Origin of the sequence: Keratinibaculum paraultunense, from assembly GCF_016767175.1 — a bacterium.
Lineage (GTDB): Bacteria > Bacillota > Clostridia > Tissierellales > Tepidimicrobiaceae > Keratinibaculum > Keratinibaculum paraultunense.
Genome location: NZ_CP068564.1, coordinates 973450 through 990452 on the forward strand (window position 1 = coordinate 973450; position 17003 = coordinate 990452).

General features: G+C 28.0%; 18 protein-coding genes. All 18 read left to right on the plus strand.

What is annotated here, in order from left to right:
* Nucleotides 1-6 precede the first annotated feature (6 nt).
* A complete protein-coding gene (gene xseA / locus JL105_RS04780; protein WP_132026138.1) occupies nucleotides 7-1236 on the plus strand; it encodes an exodeoxyribonuclease VII large subunit in 1230 nt (409 codons plus the stop codon).
* Nucleotides 1229-1465: an exodeoxyribonuclease VII small subunit gene (gene xseB / locus JL105_RS04785; RefSeq protein WP_237722310.1), complete on the plus strand. Its 237-nt coding sequence runs from the start codon at nucleotides 1229-1231 to the stop codon at nucleotides 1463-1465. Before xseA ends, xseB begins: the two co-directional genes overlap by 8 nt.
* A 4-nt stretch (nucleotides 1466-1469) precedes the next feature.
* Nucleotides 1470-2342, plus strand: a complete 873-nt coding sequence (locus JL105_RS04790; RefSeq protein ID WP_132026140.1) for a polyprenyl synthetase family protein — start codon at nucleotides 1470-1472, stop codon at nucleotides 2340-2342.
* A gap of 688 nt (nucleotides 2343-3030) precedes the next feature.
* Entirely contained in the window at nucleotides 3031-3636 is a 606-nt protein-coding gene (locus tag JL105_RS04795) for a hypothetical protein (RefSeq protein WP_132026142.1), read from the plus strand.
* A 26-nt stretch (nucleotides 3637-3662) separates the two neighbouring features.
* Nucleotides 3663-4466, plus strand: coding sequence for a TlyA family RNA methyltransferase (locus JL105_RS04800; protein WP_132026144.1), 804 nt, complete (start codon nucleotides 3663-3665; stop codon nucleotides 4464-4466).
* Between the two features lie 35 nt (nucleotides 4467-4501).
* On the plus strand, nucleotides 4502-4954 hold the full coding sequence (locus tag JL105_RS04805; protein ID WP_132026146.1) for an arginine repressor: 453 nt from the start codon (nucleotides 4502-4504) through the stop codon (nucleotides 4952-4954).
* A gap of 16 nt (nucleotides 4955-4970) precedes the next feature.
* Nucleotides 4971-6668: a DNA repair protein RecN gene (recN, locus tag JL105_RS04810; protein WP_132026148.1), complete on the plus strand. Its 1698-nt coding sequence runs from the start codon at nucleotides 4971-4973 to the stop codon at nucleotides 6666-6668.
* 202 nt (nucleotides 6669-6870) lie between these two features.
* On the plus strand, nucleotides 6871-8187 hold the full coding sequence (spoIVB, locus tag JL105_RS04815; RefSeq protein WP_132026150.1) for a SpoIVB peptidase: 1317 nt from the start codon (nucleotides 6871-6873) through the stop codon (nucleotides 8185-8187).
* Nucleotides 8188-8325: 138 nt separating this feature from the next.
* Complete coding sequence (gene spo0A, locus JL105_RS04820) at nucleotides 8326-9144, plus strand: sporulation transcription factor Spo0A (RefSeq protein ID WP_132026152.1); 819 nt, start codon at nucleotides 8326-8328, stop codon at nucleotides 9142-9144.
* A 147-nt stretch (nucleotides 9145-9291) separates the two neighbouring features.
* Nucleotides 9292-10413 (plus strand): putative cytokinetic ring protein SteA, encoded by a 1122-nt coding sequence (gene steA, locus JL105_RS04825; RefSeq protein ID WP_132026154.1) that lies wholly within the window; start codon nucleotides 9292-9294, stop codon nucleotides 10411-10413.
* A gap of 13 nt (nucleotides 10414-10426) precedes the next feature.
* On the plus strand, nucleotides 10427-11335 hold the full coding sequence (locus JL105_RS04830) for a copper transporter (RefSeq protein ID WP_132026155.1): 909 nt from the start codon (nucleotides 10427-10429) through the stop codon (nucleotides 11333-11335).
* A gap of 36 nt (nucleotides 11336-11371) precedes the next feature.
* Nucleotides 11372-12073 carry a glycosyltransferase family 2 protein gene (locus tag JL105_RS04835; RefSeq protein WP_132026157.1) on the plus strand — a complete coding sequence of 234 codons (702 nt, stop codon included), beginning with the start codon at nucleotides 11372-11374 and terminating at the stop codon, nucleotides 12071-12073.
* A gap of 4 nt (nucleotides 12074-12077) precedes the next feature.
* Nucleotides 12078-12893 (plus strand): MraY family glycosyltransferase, encoded by an 816-nt coding sequence (locus JL105_RS04840; RefSeq protein WP_132026159.1) that lies wholly within the window; start codon nucleotides 12078-12080, stop codon nucleotides 12891-12893.
* A 161-nt stretch (nucleotides 12894-13054) separates the two neighbouring features.
* Nucleotides 13055-13978, plus strand: a complete 924-nt coding sequence (locus tag JL105_RS04845) for a DUF3866 family protein (protein WP_237722311.1) — start codon at nucleotides 13055-13057, stop codon at nucleotides 13976-13978.
* Between the two features lie 13 nt (nucleotides 13979-13991).
* The gene (locus tag JL105_RS04850; protein WP_132026163.1) at nucleotides 13992-14531 is read left to right on the plus strand and encodes an NUDIX hydrolase; all 540 of its coding nucleotides are present in this window, start codon (nucleotides 13992-13994) and stop codon (nucleotides 14529-14531) included.
* A 76-nt stretch (nucleotides 14532-14607) separates the two neighbouring features.
* Nucleotides 14608-15243: a stage II sporulation protein M gene (gene spoIIM / locus JL105_RS04855; protein ID WP_158279977.1), complete on the plus strand. Its 636-nt coding sequence runs from the start codon at nucleotides 14608-14610 to the stop codon at nucleotides 15241-15243.
* 26 nt (nucleotides 15244-15269) lie between these two features.
* Nucleotides 15270-16163, plus strand: coding sequence for a site-specific tyrosine recombinase XerD (xerD, locus tag JL105_RS04860; protein ID WP_132026167.1), 894 nt, complete (start codon nucleotides 15270-15272; stop codon nucleotides 16161-16163).
* An 11-nt stretch (nucleotides 16164-16174) separates the two neighbouring features.
* On the plus strand, nucleotides 16175-16993 hold the full coding sequence (locus JL105_RS04865; protein WP_132026169.1) for a purine-nucleoside phosphorylase: 819 nt from the start codon (nucleotides 16175-16177) through the stop codon (nucleotides 16991-16993).
* Nucleotides 16994-17003: the final 10 nt, after the last annotated feature.

Consider the following 17003-nt stretch of genomic DNA (forward strand, 5'->3'; position numbering starts at 1 on the left):
TAGTAGGTGATATTTTTGGGATTAAAACCATTAAAGGTAAGTGAAGTAAATCAATATATTAAAAAGGTATTTTTAAATGATATAATTCTTTCTAGTATAAAAGTGGAAGGAGAAATTTCAAATTTTAAACATCACTATAGTGGGCATATGTATTTTTCACTAAAAGATGAAAAAAGCAAGCTAAAGTGTGTAATGTTTAGATCAGATAATCAAACTGTAAATTTTCAACTAGAAGATGGATTAAAAGTTGTAATTACAGGCTATATTTCTGTTTATGAAAAAGAAGGGAATTATCAGCTTTATGCAAAGGAAATAGAAAAAAGTGGCATAGGTGATTTATTTATAGCTTTTGAAGAAATGAAAAATAAATTAGAAAAAGAAGGATTATTTGATCCAATAAACAAAAAAAATATACCTTCTATGCCTAAAAAAATTGGTGTAGTTACTTCTTCTACTGGAGCTGCTATTAGAGATATTATTACTGTAATAAAAAGAAGATATCCTATTGTAGATGTATTAATATATCCCGTATTGGTTCAAGGAGAACAAGCAGCTTGTGAAATATGTAAAGGTCTTTCATATTTAGATGAAAGGGATGATATTGATGTAATTATTACTGGACGTGGAGGAGGTTCAATGGAAGAATTATTTGCTTTTAATGATGAAAAAGTAGCAAGAACAATATTCTCTATGAATAAGCCAGTAATTTCAGCAGTAGGTCATGAAACTGATTTTACAATAGCAGATTTTGTTGCAGATTTAAGGGCACCTACTCCGTCAGTTGCAGCAGAATTAGCTACTCCAGAGTTAGACAAATTAAACGATAATTTAAAGGGAAAATTTAATAGATTAAATAAAAATTTTTTATATATTTTAAATAATAATTTTATTAAATTAAAATATATAAAAAGAGGTTTAATTTATTATAATCCTATCAATCAAATAAAAGAAAAAGCACAGGAGTTAGATAATATATTTAAGGATTTAACTAATTTAATATATAATAAAATCAATGAAAACAAGAATTATGTAAACAATCTATATAGTAAAATTAACTATTTAAATCCAATGTCGTATTTAGAAAAAGGATATGGACTTTTATTAGATGAAAAAGGAGATATGATAACTAGTGTAAATGACATAAATCTTAATCAAGGTTTATATTTAATAATGAAGGATGGTATGTTAACGTTAAAAGTGGTTAAAATTAGCAAAGGAGAGTTTTTGGATGAATAATATGGATAATATGACTTATGAAGAGGCACTAAAAGAATTAGAGGAAATTTTGGAAGCTTTGGAAAGTGAAGATATAACATTAGAAGATTCTGTTAAGAAGTTTAAAAGAGGGGTAGCTTTATACAACTATTGTAGTAAAATACTAAATAATATAGAAGGTGAAGTTAAGATATTAATTGAAGATAATGAAGGAAACATGCTAGAGGAAGATTTTCAAGTGGAGGTATAAATAAATGACATTAGCAAAAAAACTTAATGAACTTAAAAATATAATAGATACTGAATTAGAGAAAATTTTTTATGGGAAAATCGGATATCAAGAGATTATATTTGATTCTATTAAATATAGCTTATTTACTGGTGGCAAGAGAGTAAGACCAATTTTATTGATTGAAAGTTGTAGGATGTTTAGTGATGAGTATGAAAATGCTATACCTTTTTCACTAGCTATAGAGATGATACATACTTATTCCCTTATTCACGATGATCTTCCTTCAATGGATAATGATGATTTTAGAAGAGGTAAACCAACTAATCATAAAGTATTTGGTGAAGCTATAGCTATTTTAGCAGGTGACGGATTATTAAATCTAGCTTTTGAAACTATGCTTGATCATACATTAAAGCATTCTAAAAATGTAAATGATTATATGAAATATACAAAAGCTATGAAAGAGATTGGAAATTACTCTGGAATATATGGAATGATAGGTGGTCAGGTTATAGATTTAATATCTAGTGAAATTCCAATGGATGAAGATAAGCTTATATTTATGTATAAATGTAAAACTGCTGCTTTAATACAAGCTTCTGTTGTAGCAGGTACAATATTGGGTGGGGGTAATAATAAGGATATAGAACATATGAGAAAATATGGTCTATATCTTGGATTGGCATATCAAATTAAAGATGATATATTGGATATGAAAGAAGATAGTGAAATAAAAAAACTTACCTATTTAAGTTATCATGATGTAGATTATGCAAAAAGTAAAGTAATTGATTTTAGTAAAAAAGCTATTGATATTTTAAATAAATTTGCTGATAATAAAGATATTAGCTTTTTAGTGGAATTTACAAAAGAATTGACAGGAAGAAAGTACTAGATACATATTGAATAATTATAAATATTATGCTATAATATTTAATGAAAATAAGAGTGGCGCAGTATTCTAGTCAACACAGCTAATCTCGAGGGCGGGGCTAAAAATCCGTCGAAGGGCATATCGATGAAGTTCCTTGTTTCGGCTCGCAACGCCCAGTTGAGGGTCGATGCAGGGAGTAAGAAAGATGGGGCGATCTGCAATGGCATGCAGGCGTTGACCCTACTTTCGCGGAGACTTACCATTTGGGACGTGGTAAGATAAACCTAAGTGTTAATGAATAGCTACACTTAGAGTAGCCTGCCTTGAGTGATTTAGGCGGATGATAAGTTCAACTATCATTGTGTGAAGGGCCCAAGCAATGATAGTTATGTTATCGAAACCTAAATTGCAAAAGAGGCTAAGGATTAGACTGGTTGTAGAGGAAAACTCCTAGACTGCTCTTAGGAGAGGCATATTGAGGATTACAGTGCGGACTAAGTGGTAATCCAGCTCTACTGTTGGTGACACAGTAGTGATAAAATTAAAGGGAAACCGCTGTTATGGCGACATACAGTTTTTATCAGGGAAATCCTGCTGGACCTTAAGCCGTAAGATTTACTCAGTATGCTGCCATTCGTGTAGGCTGATAGTATAATATATATAATATACTATCAGCTTTTTATTATATTGTGAAGGAGCTAATTATTAAATGAATAAAAATGAAAACAGTAATTTTTCTAATAAATATAATATTAAATGGGTTAGTATGATAACAATTTGGACTTTTGTTATGGCTATAGTGTTTAGCATAATCACAGAGGGATTGGTAAAAAATTTAAATATATTTCTTGCATTTATAATACTTATAATTATCATATTTATTGGAATTTTTTTTGATATTATTGGTATTGCAGTTGCTACTGCAGATGAAAAACCTTTTCATGCTATGGCTGCCAATAAAGTGGAAGAAGCTAAATATGCAATAAAATTAATAAAAAATGCTGGACAAGTATCTAATTTTTGCAATGATGTTATTGGGGATATAAGTGGAATTGTCAGTGGTGCAATAGGTAGTAGTATAATATATAAAATAATAAATATTTATGATATAAAAAATGGAACTTTATTGAGTATAATAATTACTTCTTTAGTAGCTTCTTTAACTGTAGGAGGCAAAGCCTTAGGAAAATCAGTTGCCATATCATATTCTGAGAAAATAATTTTTGAAATAGCAAAAGTATTTAATTTCTTAGAAAAAAAATTTGGATTAACTATATTTTCTGATAAAAGGGATAATAAAAAAACAAAAAAGTGAAAGAAATTGATATTTAGGAGGATTGTATGGGAAAAAAAAGAGCGGATGTTGTTTTGTATGAGAAGGGATTAGCAGAATCTAGAGAAAAAGCTAAGAGATTTATTATGGAAGGTGCAGTATATATAGGAAATAGGAGGATTGATAAACCAGGTGAAAAGATTAGTGTAGATGCTCCTATTGAAATAAAAAAGAATCCATTGCCTTATGTAAGTAGAGGAGGATTAAAGTTAGAAAAAGCAATTAAATCATTCAATATAGATTTTAAAGATAAGGTTGCTATGGATATAGGTGCATCTACTGGTGGATTTACTGATTGTATGCTTCAACATGGAGCTAAGAAGGTATATGCATTAGATGTAGGGTATGGACAATTGGATTGGAAGTTGAGAGAGGATTCTAGAGTAATAGTCAAGGAAAGAACTAATATTAGATATGTTACAAAAGAAGATATAGAAGATGTATTTGATTTTATTACAATAGATGTTTCATTCATATCATTAAAATTAGTGTTGCCTGTAGCTAAAGAGCTATTGTCGGATTCAGGATATATAGTAGCTTTGATTAAACCTCAGTTTGAAGCAGGACCGGAAAAAGTAGGTAAAAAAGGCATAGTTAGGGATAAAGAAATCCATATAGAGGTTATAAAAGCTATAAAGCAATTTTGCAATTCCATAGATTTAAATATAATAGATTTAGATTATTCTCCGATAACAGGTTCTACTGGTAATATTGAATTTTTATCATATATTTCTAAAGATACGTATAAAAAATCTATTGACGATGAATATATTATAAATATTGTAGATAAAGCTCATAAATTTTTAAAATAATTTTATATTTTTTAGATAAGATTTAGGAGGGGAAAATGAATAAATATACACGACAGAGGATTATTTTAAATTTGATTAATAAATATGAAATAGAAACTCAGGAAGAGCTAGCAGAGCATTTATTAAAACAAGGAATAGATATAACTCAAGCTACTATTTCACGAGACATAAAGGAATTAAGACTTGTAAAAGTTCTGACTAATACAGGGAAATATAAATATGCAACTATAGATACTAGTCATAAGGGAATTTATCAAAGATTAAATAATATATTTAAATCTTCTGTTTTAAATGTAGAAGTGGCAGAAAATATTGTTGTAGTAAAGACTTTACCTGGTGCAGCTCAAGTTTGCGCATCAGCAATTGATAATTTTAATATAGAAGGTGTTGTAGGCACTATTGCAGGAGATGATACTATATTTGTTGCTATTCAGAATATAGATTTAATGGATCATGTTTTAACGAGTATACAAAATTTACTCAAATAATTTGGGGGTATAAATTATGATAGTTGAGTTAAATATTAGTAACTTTGCTATTATAGATAATTTAAAAATTAATTTTACTGAAGGTTTTAATGTTATTACTGGTGAAACAGGAGCAGGAAAATCCATAATAGCTGAAGGAATTAGTATGATTTTAGGTGGAAGAGCTAATAAAAATTTGGTAAAGACAGGGAAAGATAAAGCTATATTGGAAGGTTTATTTTATTTAGAAGAACCAGATAGTATTAATAAAATATTAGATGATTTTGGTATTGATAGAGATGAGAGTAATTATTTATTAATTTCAAGGGAGATATTTTCTGAAGGTGGAAGTGTATCAAGAATAAATGGACGAACTGTTACATTAACGATGTTAAATAAAATTACTTCCACTTTAGTAGACGTTCATGGGCAACATGAGCACCAATCATTATTAGATGTAAATAATCACATTAAGTTAGTTGATTCTTTTGGAGATGATAAATTAAAAGATCTATTGGAGCAAATTAAAAAGAAATATAAGGAATTAATGATAGAAAAAAAGAAACTTCAAGAATTATCTATGAATTCTTTAGAAAGAGATAGAGAAATTGATCTATTACAATATCAATTAGATGAAATTGATAATGCTAATTTACTAGATTTAGATGAAGAGACTATATCTAAAGAATATATAAAGATGAACAATATAAAAGATATAGGTTGTAAATTAGCTGAAGTATCTAATATTCTAGATAATGAAGCTTATCATGGTTTTTCTTTAATAGACGGTGTTAATAGATGTGTAGCAATTTTAACGGAAATCACAGAATTTGATGATAGAATAAAGCAATACAATAAAATTATAGAAGATATAGGGTTTGATTTACAGGAATTATCAAGAGATATAAAAAATTATTTAGATAATATAGTTATAGATGAAGAAAAATTGGAATTTCTTGAAGGAAAATTAGATATGATAAATAGTCTTAAAAAAAAATATGGGAATACTGTAAAAGATATTCTAAAATATAGAGAATATGTATCTAATAGATTAGAAACGCTTATAAACAATGAACAGGAAATAAAGAAATCTAATGAAAAAATAAAGACTATAGAAGTGGAGTTATATAATTATTGTACTAAGTTAACTGAAATGAGAAAAAATATAAGTAAAGAAATTGAAGCTTCTGTAACCAAGGAATTGCATGAGTTAAATGTGCCAAATGCAATATTTAAAATAAATTTTGATAGATTAGAATATTTTTCACCTAATGGATGGGATAGAGTTGAATTTTTGATATCTACAAATAAAGGTGAACCATTAAAACCATTGTCTAAAATTGTATCTGGTGGAGAAATGTCCAGAATAATGTTAGCATTTAAAACTATATTGGCTAATTATGATAATATATCTTGCTTAATATTTGATGAAATTGATGCTGGAATTAGTGGAAGAACAGCTCAAATAGTAGGAGAAAAGATAAAAATGTTATCCAATAATCATCAAATTATATGTATATCCCATTTACCTCAAATAGCTGCATTAGCAGATACTCATTTTATTATTGAAAAGGATTTTGTGAATGATAATACTATAACTAAAGTTCGTAGATTAAATGAACAAGAGAGAATAGAAGAATTATCAAGATTATTGGGTGGAGTTGACTTAACAAATATTACAAAACTTCATGCAAAAGAAATGTTAGAGATGTCTAGAATGTTAAAAAAGAAATAAAATTTTATTTGATTAAAAAAGCATTTTACAATTGTAAAATGCTTTTTTAATTTCCAGTAATTAGTAATAGGTAATTTACTTAACATTTTTATAAAAATTTTAAAGAATAAATACTATGGAAAAAGGCTAAATTATATTTACGCAAATAATATTTTTTTATGGAGGTGAATTGATATAAGGGAGATTAGAGGAGTGATTGTACTTGTATAAATATGGTGATAATAGAAGATTATTTTCTTTATTTGTTATAGTATTAGCTTTTTCTTATGTAATTCAAATTTCAGCTGTATTTTATCATCCTACAGAGATTAAAATCGCAAAAGGTGAAGATAGCAATATAGAAGTATTATTTCCATTTTCTTTAAGTGCACCATACAATGATGATACTATAGTACAATCAACTTATAAAGAGAGTTCTACTAATAACTTTAAAAAAATTTATAAAATAAATGCAGTAGATTCAGGGGAAGCAAAACTTCAATTAAAACTTTTAGGTTTAATACCAGTAAAAAGATTTGATATAAATGTAGTGGATAGAGATGTTTTAGTACCTGGAGGAAATGCCATAGGTGTAAGGTTAAATACAAAAGGAGTGCTAGTGGTTGCTGTAACAGATGTTATTGGAATAGATGGAGAAAGATATAGTCCAGCTAAAGATGCAGGAATTAAAAACGGTGATAGTATATTAGAGTTAAATAATATAAAAATAAAAGATGCTGAACATTTAGTAGAATTATTAAATCAAATAACAGAAGATAAGGTAAAAATATTAGTAGAACGAAATAAAATTAAATATGAAACAGAGATTAAACCTGTTAAAAGTATACAAGATAATTGTTTTAGACTAGGGATTTGGGTACGCGATAAAACTGCTGGTGTTGGAACTCTTACTTTTTATGATGAAAATAGTAAAATATTTGGTGCATTAGGACATGGAATTGCAGATATTGATACAGGTAACTTATTAGATATAGAGTACGGTAAGATAATGAATGCAAAAATATCAAATATTGAACAAGGTAAAAAAGGAAACCCAGGAGAAATAAAAGGAGTTTTTTATGAAACAGAGAATTTATTAGGAGAAATAAACAAAAATTCTCCTTTTGGCATATATGGGATAATAAGTGATGATTTTATAAAGAATAATAATGTAAAACCCATGCCTATCGGATTTAAAGAAGAAGTAAAGGAAGGAAAAGCATATATACTGACTACTATTGATGAAGATAAAGTTGAAAAGTTTGAAGTAAATATATTGAAAGTACAAAATCAACAATGTCCAAATCAAAAAAGTATGACCATAAAAGTAACAGACAAGAGACTTCTGCAAAAAACTGGAGGAATAGTTCAAGGCATGAGTGGAAGCCCTATTATACAAGATGGAAAGATTATCGGAGCTATAACTCATGTATTTGTAAATGATCCTACAAAAGGATATGGAGTTTATATTGAATGGATGCTAGATCAAATTAAACCTGAATATCAATTAAATGAAAAATATGTAGAGTTTAAAAAATAGACTTTTAAATAGGCTTTAAGCCTATTTTTTTTAAGAGATAAAGATTTTTTAAAAAATAGAAGGAAACTATAATTCTTTGTCGAATAGTTAAATATACAAATAAAATTATATTTTTCGAGAAACAGGGGGGTATTTTAGTTGGAAAAGATAAAAATATTAATTGCAGATGATAATCGAGATTTTTGTAGAATTTTAAGTAAATTTTTGTCTGCAGATGAAAGTTTTGAAGTTGTTGGCATTGCAAAAGATGGGATTGAAGCTTTAAATATGGCATCTGAAACTAAGCCTGACATATTAATATTAGATATTATAATGCCACATTTAGATGGATTAGGGGTATTGGAAGCTATACATAACTTAGATTTAGATAGGATTCCAAAAATAGTTGTACTTTCTGCAGTAGGACAGGATCAGATTAGCCAAAAAGCTATTCAACTTGGTGCTGATTATTATGTAGTGAAACCTTTTGATTTTGAAGTGTTTATTAAAAGGTTAAAACAAATAGTTGAATTAGAAGAAAGTTCTCAGTTTATATCAAAGAATGAGTATATTCAAATGCCTACTGCCACAATAGAAAATAGCAATACATCTAGAAATTTAGAAGCAAGGATTACTAATATAATTCATGAAATAGGAGTACCAGCTCATATTAAGGGATATTTATACTTAAGGGAAGCTATTGCTATGGTAGTAAAGGATATGGAGTTATTAGGAGCAGTTACTAAAGAATTGTATCCAAATATAGCTAAAAAGTATAATACAACACCAAGTAGAGTAGAAAGAGCTATTAGACATGCTATAGAGGTAGCTTGGACTCGTGGAAAAATAGATGCTATAGATAATATATTTGGTTATACAATAGATACCATCAAGGGAAGACCTACCAATTCGGAATTTATAGCAATGGTGGCAGATAAAATTAGATTAGAGATGGAAATGACAGAAGGGAGTATTTAAATAATTGCCCCACATAAGATTACATCTTTGTGGGGCAAAATATTGCTTGTTTATATATTTAATTAATATGCTATAATAGGTTTAATAGAAAGTAACTATATATTTTAACTGAGGAATATGTAACGGTAGTGAGAGTGGAGGATATATATGAATATTAAAGGAAGAATAAAAAAAGATAAAAAAACTAAAAATTTGATAAAAAGGCTTAAGCCAGGAGACATAGCTTTAATTGCTCATAAAGACTTAGATGAAGTGGCTGCTTTATCTTTAGTTGAAAAGAAAGTCAAGTGTATAATTAATACTGAAGAAACAATTAGTGGCAGATATCCTAATCAAGGTCCATCTATATTGCTAGATGCTAATATACCTATATTTGAAACAGACAATAAGGATATTTTTAATATAGTTCAAGAAGGTGATATCATTGAGATTGTGGATGATAAAATTCTATATAAGGGAAAAGAGATTGGAAATTGTATTTTATTAGATAAAAATAAAATTGAAGAATTGTTAAGTATTGGATATGATAATATAGAAACAGAGTTAGAAAGATTTATAGAGAATACTCTTGAATATGCTAAGAAAGAAAAAGGACTTGTAACGGGAAAAATTCCAATCCCAAAAACTAAAACTAAGATTGAAGGAAAGCACGTATTAGTTGTAGTGAGAGGTAAGGATTATAAAATGGATTTAGAAGCTATAAAATCCTATATAGATGAAGTAAAACCAATATTAATTGGTGTAGATGGTGGAGGGGATGCATTGTTGGAATTTGGATATACTCCAGATATAGTTGTAGGTGATATGGATAGTATATCTGATGAATGTTTAAAAAAAGCTAAAGAAATTATAGTACACGCTTATCCTGACGGAAGAGCTCCTGGGCTTAAAAGAGTAGAGGATTTAGGGCTAAGGGCTACTATATTTCCAGCACCTGGTACCAGTGAAGATATTGCATTTTTATTAGCTTATGCTAATGGGGCAGATTTAATAGTTGCCGTTGGAACTCATTCAAATATGATCGATTTTTTGGAAAAAGGTAGACCAGGAATGTCCAGTACTTTTTTGGTTAGATTAAAAGTGGGTTCGAAATTAGTAGACGCTAAGGGAGTAAATAAATTATATCATAGTAGTTTTAAATTAAAGTATGTTGTAGGAATTGCTATTGCAGCTTTAATACCAATAATGATGATAACTGTTAGACATCCTCTAATGAAGGAACTTATGCTATTGTTTAAAATTAGGTTAAGAATGATATTAGGATTGTAAAGGAGGAGTAAATTTGATACCAAATATGAAATTTTATGTAATATCTATTGTAGCAATATTTGCAGCATTGGGTATAGGCATATATATAGGTTTTGCATTAGATGCTCAAAGCTTTGTGATAGATCAAAGAGAGGATATAATAGCTAAATTAGAAGAAAGATTTGATTTTTTAAAGGATGAAAATCAGGAATTAAAATCAAAATTAAAGGAATTAGAGCTTGAAAATAATGATTTTAAAGAATTCATAGAAAATACTTATGAAGAAATAATAAAAGATAAATTGTTAGGTAAAAAAGTAGCTGTTATTGAAACCAAAGATGATTATATGTATTCAGGAATAGGTCAGACATTGGAAGTTGCTGGTGCTACTGTAAAAAGTGTAACCACTATTACAGATAAGATTATGAATGAAGTTGTATTAAGAAATATATACAATGAACTAAACGACTTAGAAATGAGTGATAATAAAAATACTAACTGGATTTTTAATGCAGTAAAAGATGTAACTACATCAATTATTACTGGTGAACCTACAGAATCTATGAATAAAATTATAGAAGAACAAATTGTAGATATAGTGGGAAACATAGATGAACCTGTTGATTATATAATCATAGCAGGAGGTAGTGTAAAAGAGGAAATAGATAGAATAAATTTAATAGATAAAACTATTATAGATGTAGCTAAAACTTTAAATAAGCCTATTATTGGAATTGAAAAGACAATTGTAAACTATTCTTATATAGGTACTTATAAAAACTTTAGAATAAGCACAATAGATAATGTGGATACTCCAATAGGGAAAACTTCACTTATTTTAGCAATGGAAGGTAGACCTGGACATTATGGGGTTAAACAAACTGCAGAACAATTATTTCCTGATATAAAATCAACTGCATTAGAAATTATAGAGAAAAGATAATATCAATACATTCATTAACGAAAGGAATGAATTAATATGAAGAATGGAAAACTATTGGTGGTGGTACCAGTATACAATGAAGAAGATAGGATAGAAGATACTATTAATGGATTGAAAGAAATAGAGCTAATAGATGAAATATTAGTCGTTAATGATGGATCTACAGATAACACTCAAGAAGTACTAGAAAGATTAAACGTTTCATTTATAACGTTGAATAAAAACATGGGCAAGGGCTATGCTATGAAAAAAGCTATAAAAGAAATGGATTATGATTATATAGCTTTTGTAGATGGAGATTTGGGAAGTTCTAGTAGAGAACTAGAAAAATTAATATATCCAGTTATCTCTGGAGAAGTGGATTTTACTATAGCAAAATTTCCTGAAAGAGCAACTATAACTCATAAAAAAGGAGGATTTGGATTAGTAAAAGGATTAGCTAAAAAAGGAGTCTATTTTTATACGAAAAAAGAAATAAATACTTCTTTATCAGGTCAACGGGTTTATAAGAAAGATGTAATGAAGGTTATGGATTATATTCCTAATAGATATGGAATTGAAGTAGCTATGACAATACAAGCATTGGATGGTAATTTTACTTTTAAAGAAATTCCGGTAAATATGACTCATAGATATACAGATAGATCTTTAAAAGGATTTATCCATAGAGGTAAACAGTTTATTGATATATTAGTAACTTTGATTATTATAGGTTTTAGAAGATGTTTTAGAAGGTGAGTGTATGAAAAATGTAAATATATTAAGCTTTATAGTAAGTTTAATATTATCCTATATTGCAGTACCTATGATAAAGGATATGTTATTTAGAAACAAAATAGTTAGCTTAAACTACAATAACGAAGAAATTCCTTTAGGAATGGGAATATTGTTCATATTTGTCCAAGTAATTAGTATTAGCTTAACTAGCATACTTGGTTGGGCTGATATTAAAGTAGCTATGGGTTATTTGTTAGCGTGTACTTTAATGGGATTTGTAGGTCTTATAGATGATTTAGTGGGTGAAACTGATATAAAGGGTTTTAGAGGACATATTAATGCGTTTTTTAAAGGAAAATTGACTACAGGTCTTTTAAAAGCAGGAATAGGTTTCTTTATTGCTCTGTTTATTTCAATAATTTTTTCTAGCACTTTATTAGATATTGTGATTAATACTTTAATTATTGCTTTATTTACTAATTTAACAAATTTATTAGATTTAAGACCAGGTAGATCTATAAAGGTATTTTTGTTGATATCGGTAATTATGTTATTTACGAATATTACAGATGAATATAATTTTATTTTATATTCAATTTATGGTATATTGTTTATATATTTCCCTATTGATTTAAAAGCTAAAGCAATGATGGGAGATGTAGGTTCTAATTTTATTGGCATTACCCTAGGAATATATTGCATATTTACGCAAACTTTATTAGCAAGATCTATATATTTATTTATTTTAATATTAATACATATATTGGCTGAAAAAATATCTTTTACAAAGGTTATAGAAAAAAATAAGTTTCTAAGTTTTTTAGATAATTTAGGTAGATAGGAGGGATTATTCTGTTAAGTTATAGAAAAGGTAAAGTAGTAGAAATTGAAGATGAAGATGAACAAGTTTCGTGGCTAATTATAGATTTAGATGGTAAAATTGCAAAGGCAGTTAATTATAATGGTTTGACAGGTAAAGCTAAAATAGGTGATATAATAATTGTGAATACAACTGCTGTAGAATTATCATTAGGAACTGGAGGAACTCATTTTGTTATTTTTAACTATAGCAATGAAACTAAAGATTTTCATGGCAGTGGACATATAATGAAATTAAGATATACCCCAATACAAATAAAATGCTTAGCTGCTGAAGAAGAAAATAGTCCATATCATAAGGTTTTTAATACTTTTAAATCTTTGGATAATCATATTTTTATTGTGGGCTCTTTACATAGTATGTTAGCACCTATAGTAGCTATGCTCAAATATTTAAACGAAAATATAAAAATTAATTATATAATGACTGATGGTGGTTCTTTACCAATATTTTTCAGCAATACAGTTAGAATTTTAAAAGAAAAAAAACTTATAGAGAATACAATTACAATTGGTCATGCATTTGGAGGAGATTTGGAGTGTACTAATATCTATACTGGTTTGATTGCAGCAAAAGAAATATTAAAAGGAGATGTAACTATAATAACTATGGGACCAGGGATAGTAGGTACAGATACTAAATATGGATTTAGTGGTATTGAACAAGGATATATAATAGACGCTATTAATACTTTGGGAGGACAGCCTATAATAGTACCTCGAATAAGTTTTCAGGATAAGAGAGATAGACATAAAGGGATTTCTCACCATACTAGAACTATTTTATCAGAAATTTCCAAGACATCAGGGAAAGTTATTATTCCTAAGTTAGATAGGTGTAAATTAAATATAATTAATGGTCAAATTAATAATTTAAATTTATATAAGAAATATAAAATTATATATGAAGAAGGAGATAAAATTTCTGATGCTATGAATAAATATGGATTATATATTAAAACTATGGGACGGGGTTATAATGAGGATAAAGAGTATTTTTTAACTCTAGGAGCAGTAGGTAATTATGTTTATAAGATGCTTGGATAGGGGAGGTTTTTACATGAATTATGAAGAAAAAACTATGAAATCTGAAAAAATATATGAGGGGAAAATTGTCAATTTAAGAATAGATACAGTTGAACTACCTGATAAAAAATATTCAAAAAGAGAGATTGTAGAGCATCCAGGTTCAGTAGGTATAATTCCGATAACTGATGATAGTCACATTATATTGGTGAAGCAATTTAGAAAACCTGTAGAGCAAAATTTATTAGAGATACCTGCTGGAAAGATTGAAATAAATGAAGAACCAAAGGAAACTGCTTTTAGAGAATTATGTGAAGAAACGGGGTTTGTTGCAAATAAATTAGAATATTTATTTGAATTTTATACTTCTCCAGGTTTTTCTAATGAAAAAATGTACTTATTTGTAGCTAAAGAATTAGTAAAAAGAGAAGCTGATCCTGATGATGATGAGTATATAGAGGTATTAAAAGTAAAAATAGAAGATTCAATAAATATGATATTAAGAGGAGAAATAGTGGATAGCAAAACGATAATTGGAATATTATATGCTCAACAGTATTTAATAGGAAAATAAAAGGTCAGTGATAATACCTTTCTTTTATGCATATTATTTTATAGAGGCTTGTATCAAAGGAAGGGAGGATTTATCATTGATCTATAAGATTAAAAGATGGCTACATAAACAGTTTCAAGAGAATTTTATTATCTGTTTTATTGTTATAGTTATATTTGGAATTGGAATAATCTCAGGGGCTATAACCATAAAAGTACTAAATTTGGAACAGAAAAATAGTATAATGACATTTCTTAATACTTTTTTTAAGATGATAGGCAATAGTAGTTTTGATAATGTGTCTATTTTAAAGCAATCATTGATTGATAATGTAAAAACTATAATTTTAATATATATAACTGGGTTTATTGTTATAGGGATACCTATAATATCTATGGTAGTATTATTTAGAGGATTTGCTTTAGGATTTACGGTAGGTTTTTTAGTAAACGAATATGGGTTTAAAGGATTCATTTTTTCCATATTAGGTATATTGCCTCAAAATTTAATTATTATTCCAGTATTATTAGCCATTTCATCTATAGGTATAGTTTTTTCAATGAAAAGCATAAAAAATAGAAAATTTAGATGTACAAACAATAATGTTAATTTAAGTGTTACAAATTATTCGATTTTAGTATTATGTTTTAGCATTATAGTTATTGGCGGTTGTTTTGTAGAAGCTTATATTTCATCAAACTTTTTAAGACTTATATGGGATTACTTTAATTAAAGGTTTAATTATAAAGGAGAAATATTATGCCTAATATAACTATTAAAAATTACATAGAATATATGAAAAATGATAAAGGATTAAGTTCTAATACTCTGGAAGCATATATTAGAGATTTAGAACAATTTATGGATTATTTAAATTCCAATAATTTAAATAATGTTAAGGATGTTAATAAAACTATTATAATTGCTTACCTCATGTATTTACAAAAGAATGGTAGAGCAACTTCTACTATTTCTAGAAATTTGTCATCTATTAGATGCTATTATCAATATTTATTAAATAAAAATCTAATAACTGAAGATCCTACATTAAATCTCCAATTACCTAAAAGGGAAAGAAAATTACCTTGTGTATTGACCAAAGAAGAAGTAGATATATTACTATCTCAGCCAGAACCAATTAATTTTAAAGGTGCTAGAGATAGAGCTATGTTAGAATTATTATATGCAACGGGTATACGTGTTTCAGAAATAGTAGCCCTTAATTTGGACAACCTAGATTTAGATTTAGGCTATTTATATCTAGGAGATGTTGATTTTGATGGGAGAGTTATTCCTGTTGGTAAAATAGCTTTAAATTATATAAATATATATATTGAAGATTATAGAGAAAAAGTTATAAAAGATAAAACAGAAATGGCATTATTTTTAAATTATAGTGGTAATAGATTGACTAGACAAGGATTTTGGAAAATAGTAAAAGAGTATACAAAAAAATGTAGTATAGATAAAAAGATTACTCCTCATACACTGAGACATTCTTTTGCAGTTCATTTGCTGCAAAATGGTGCTGATATTAAAGTAGTGCAAGAAATGTTAGGTCATTCAGATATTTCTACTACCCAGATGTATTTATTTGCAACAGATGATAAAAAATTGAAGGATGTATATAAAAAAGCTCATCCTAGAGCATAGGAGGAATTAATATGTGCTATATAAAAAAAATTAAAGAAAGCATAGAGTATGTGCAAAACATTTGTAATAAAGAACCTAAAATTGGTCTTATATTAGGCTCCGGTTTAGGAAGTTTAGGAGATAAAATTAAAGACTCTACAATAATACCATATGAAGAAATACCTAATTTCCCCGTTTCTACAGTGGAGGGACACAAGGGGCAGTTGATAATAGGGGAATTAGGTGGCAAAACTGTAGTAGCTATGCAAGGTAGATTTCATTACTATGAAGGCTATCCATTAAAAGATGTAGTTTTTCCTGTTAGAGTCATAATAGGTTTAGGTATTGATATTTTAATTGTAACTAATGCAGCAGGAGGTGTTGATAAAAACTTTGTACCAGGGGATTTGATGATAATTAAAGATCATATTAATTTTACAGGTCAAAATCCATTAATAGGGAAAAACTTAGATGAACTAGGTCCTAGATTTGTAGATATGACCAGAGCCTATGATAAGGAATTAATAGATTTGGCTAAAAGGGTAGGAGATAAATTAAGTATTCCATTACAGGAAGGAATATATATGTGGTTTACTGGACCTACATACGAAACTCCTGCAGAGGTAAGGGTAGCAAGTATATTGGGAGCATCTGCAGTAGGCATGTCTACAGTGCCAGAAGTAATAGTAGCTAATCATCAGGGTATAAAAGTTTTAGGCATATCATGTATAACAAATATGGCATCAGGTATACTAGATAAGCCATTAAATCATGAAGAAGTTATAGAAACTTCCATGTTGGTTAAGGATAAATTTGAAAGATTGTTAATAGAGATATTGAATGATATCTAAATGAGGTGGT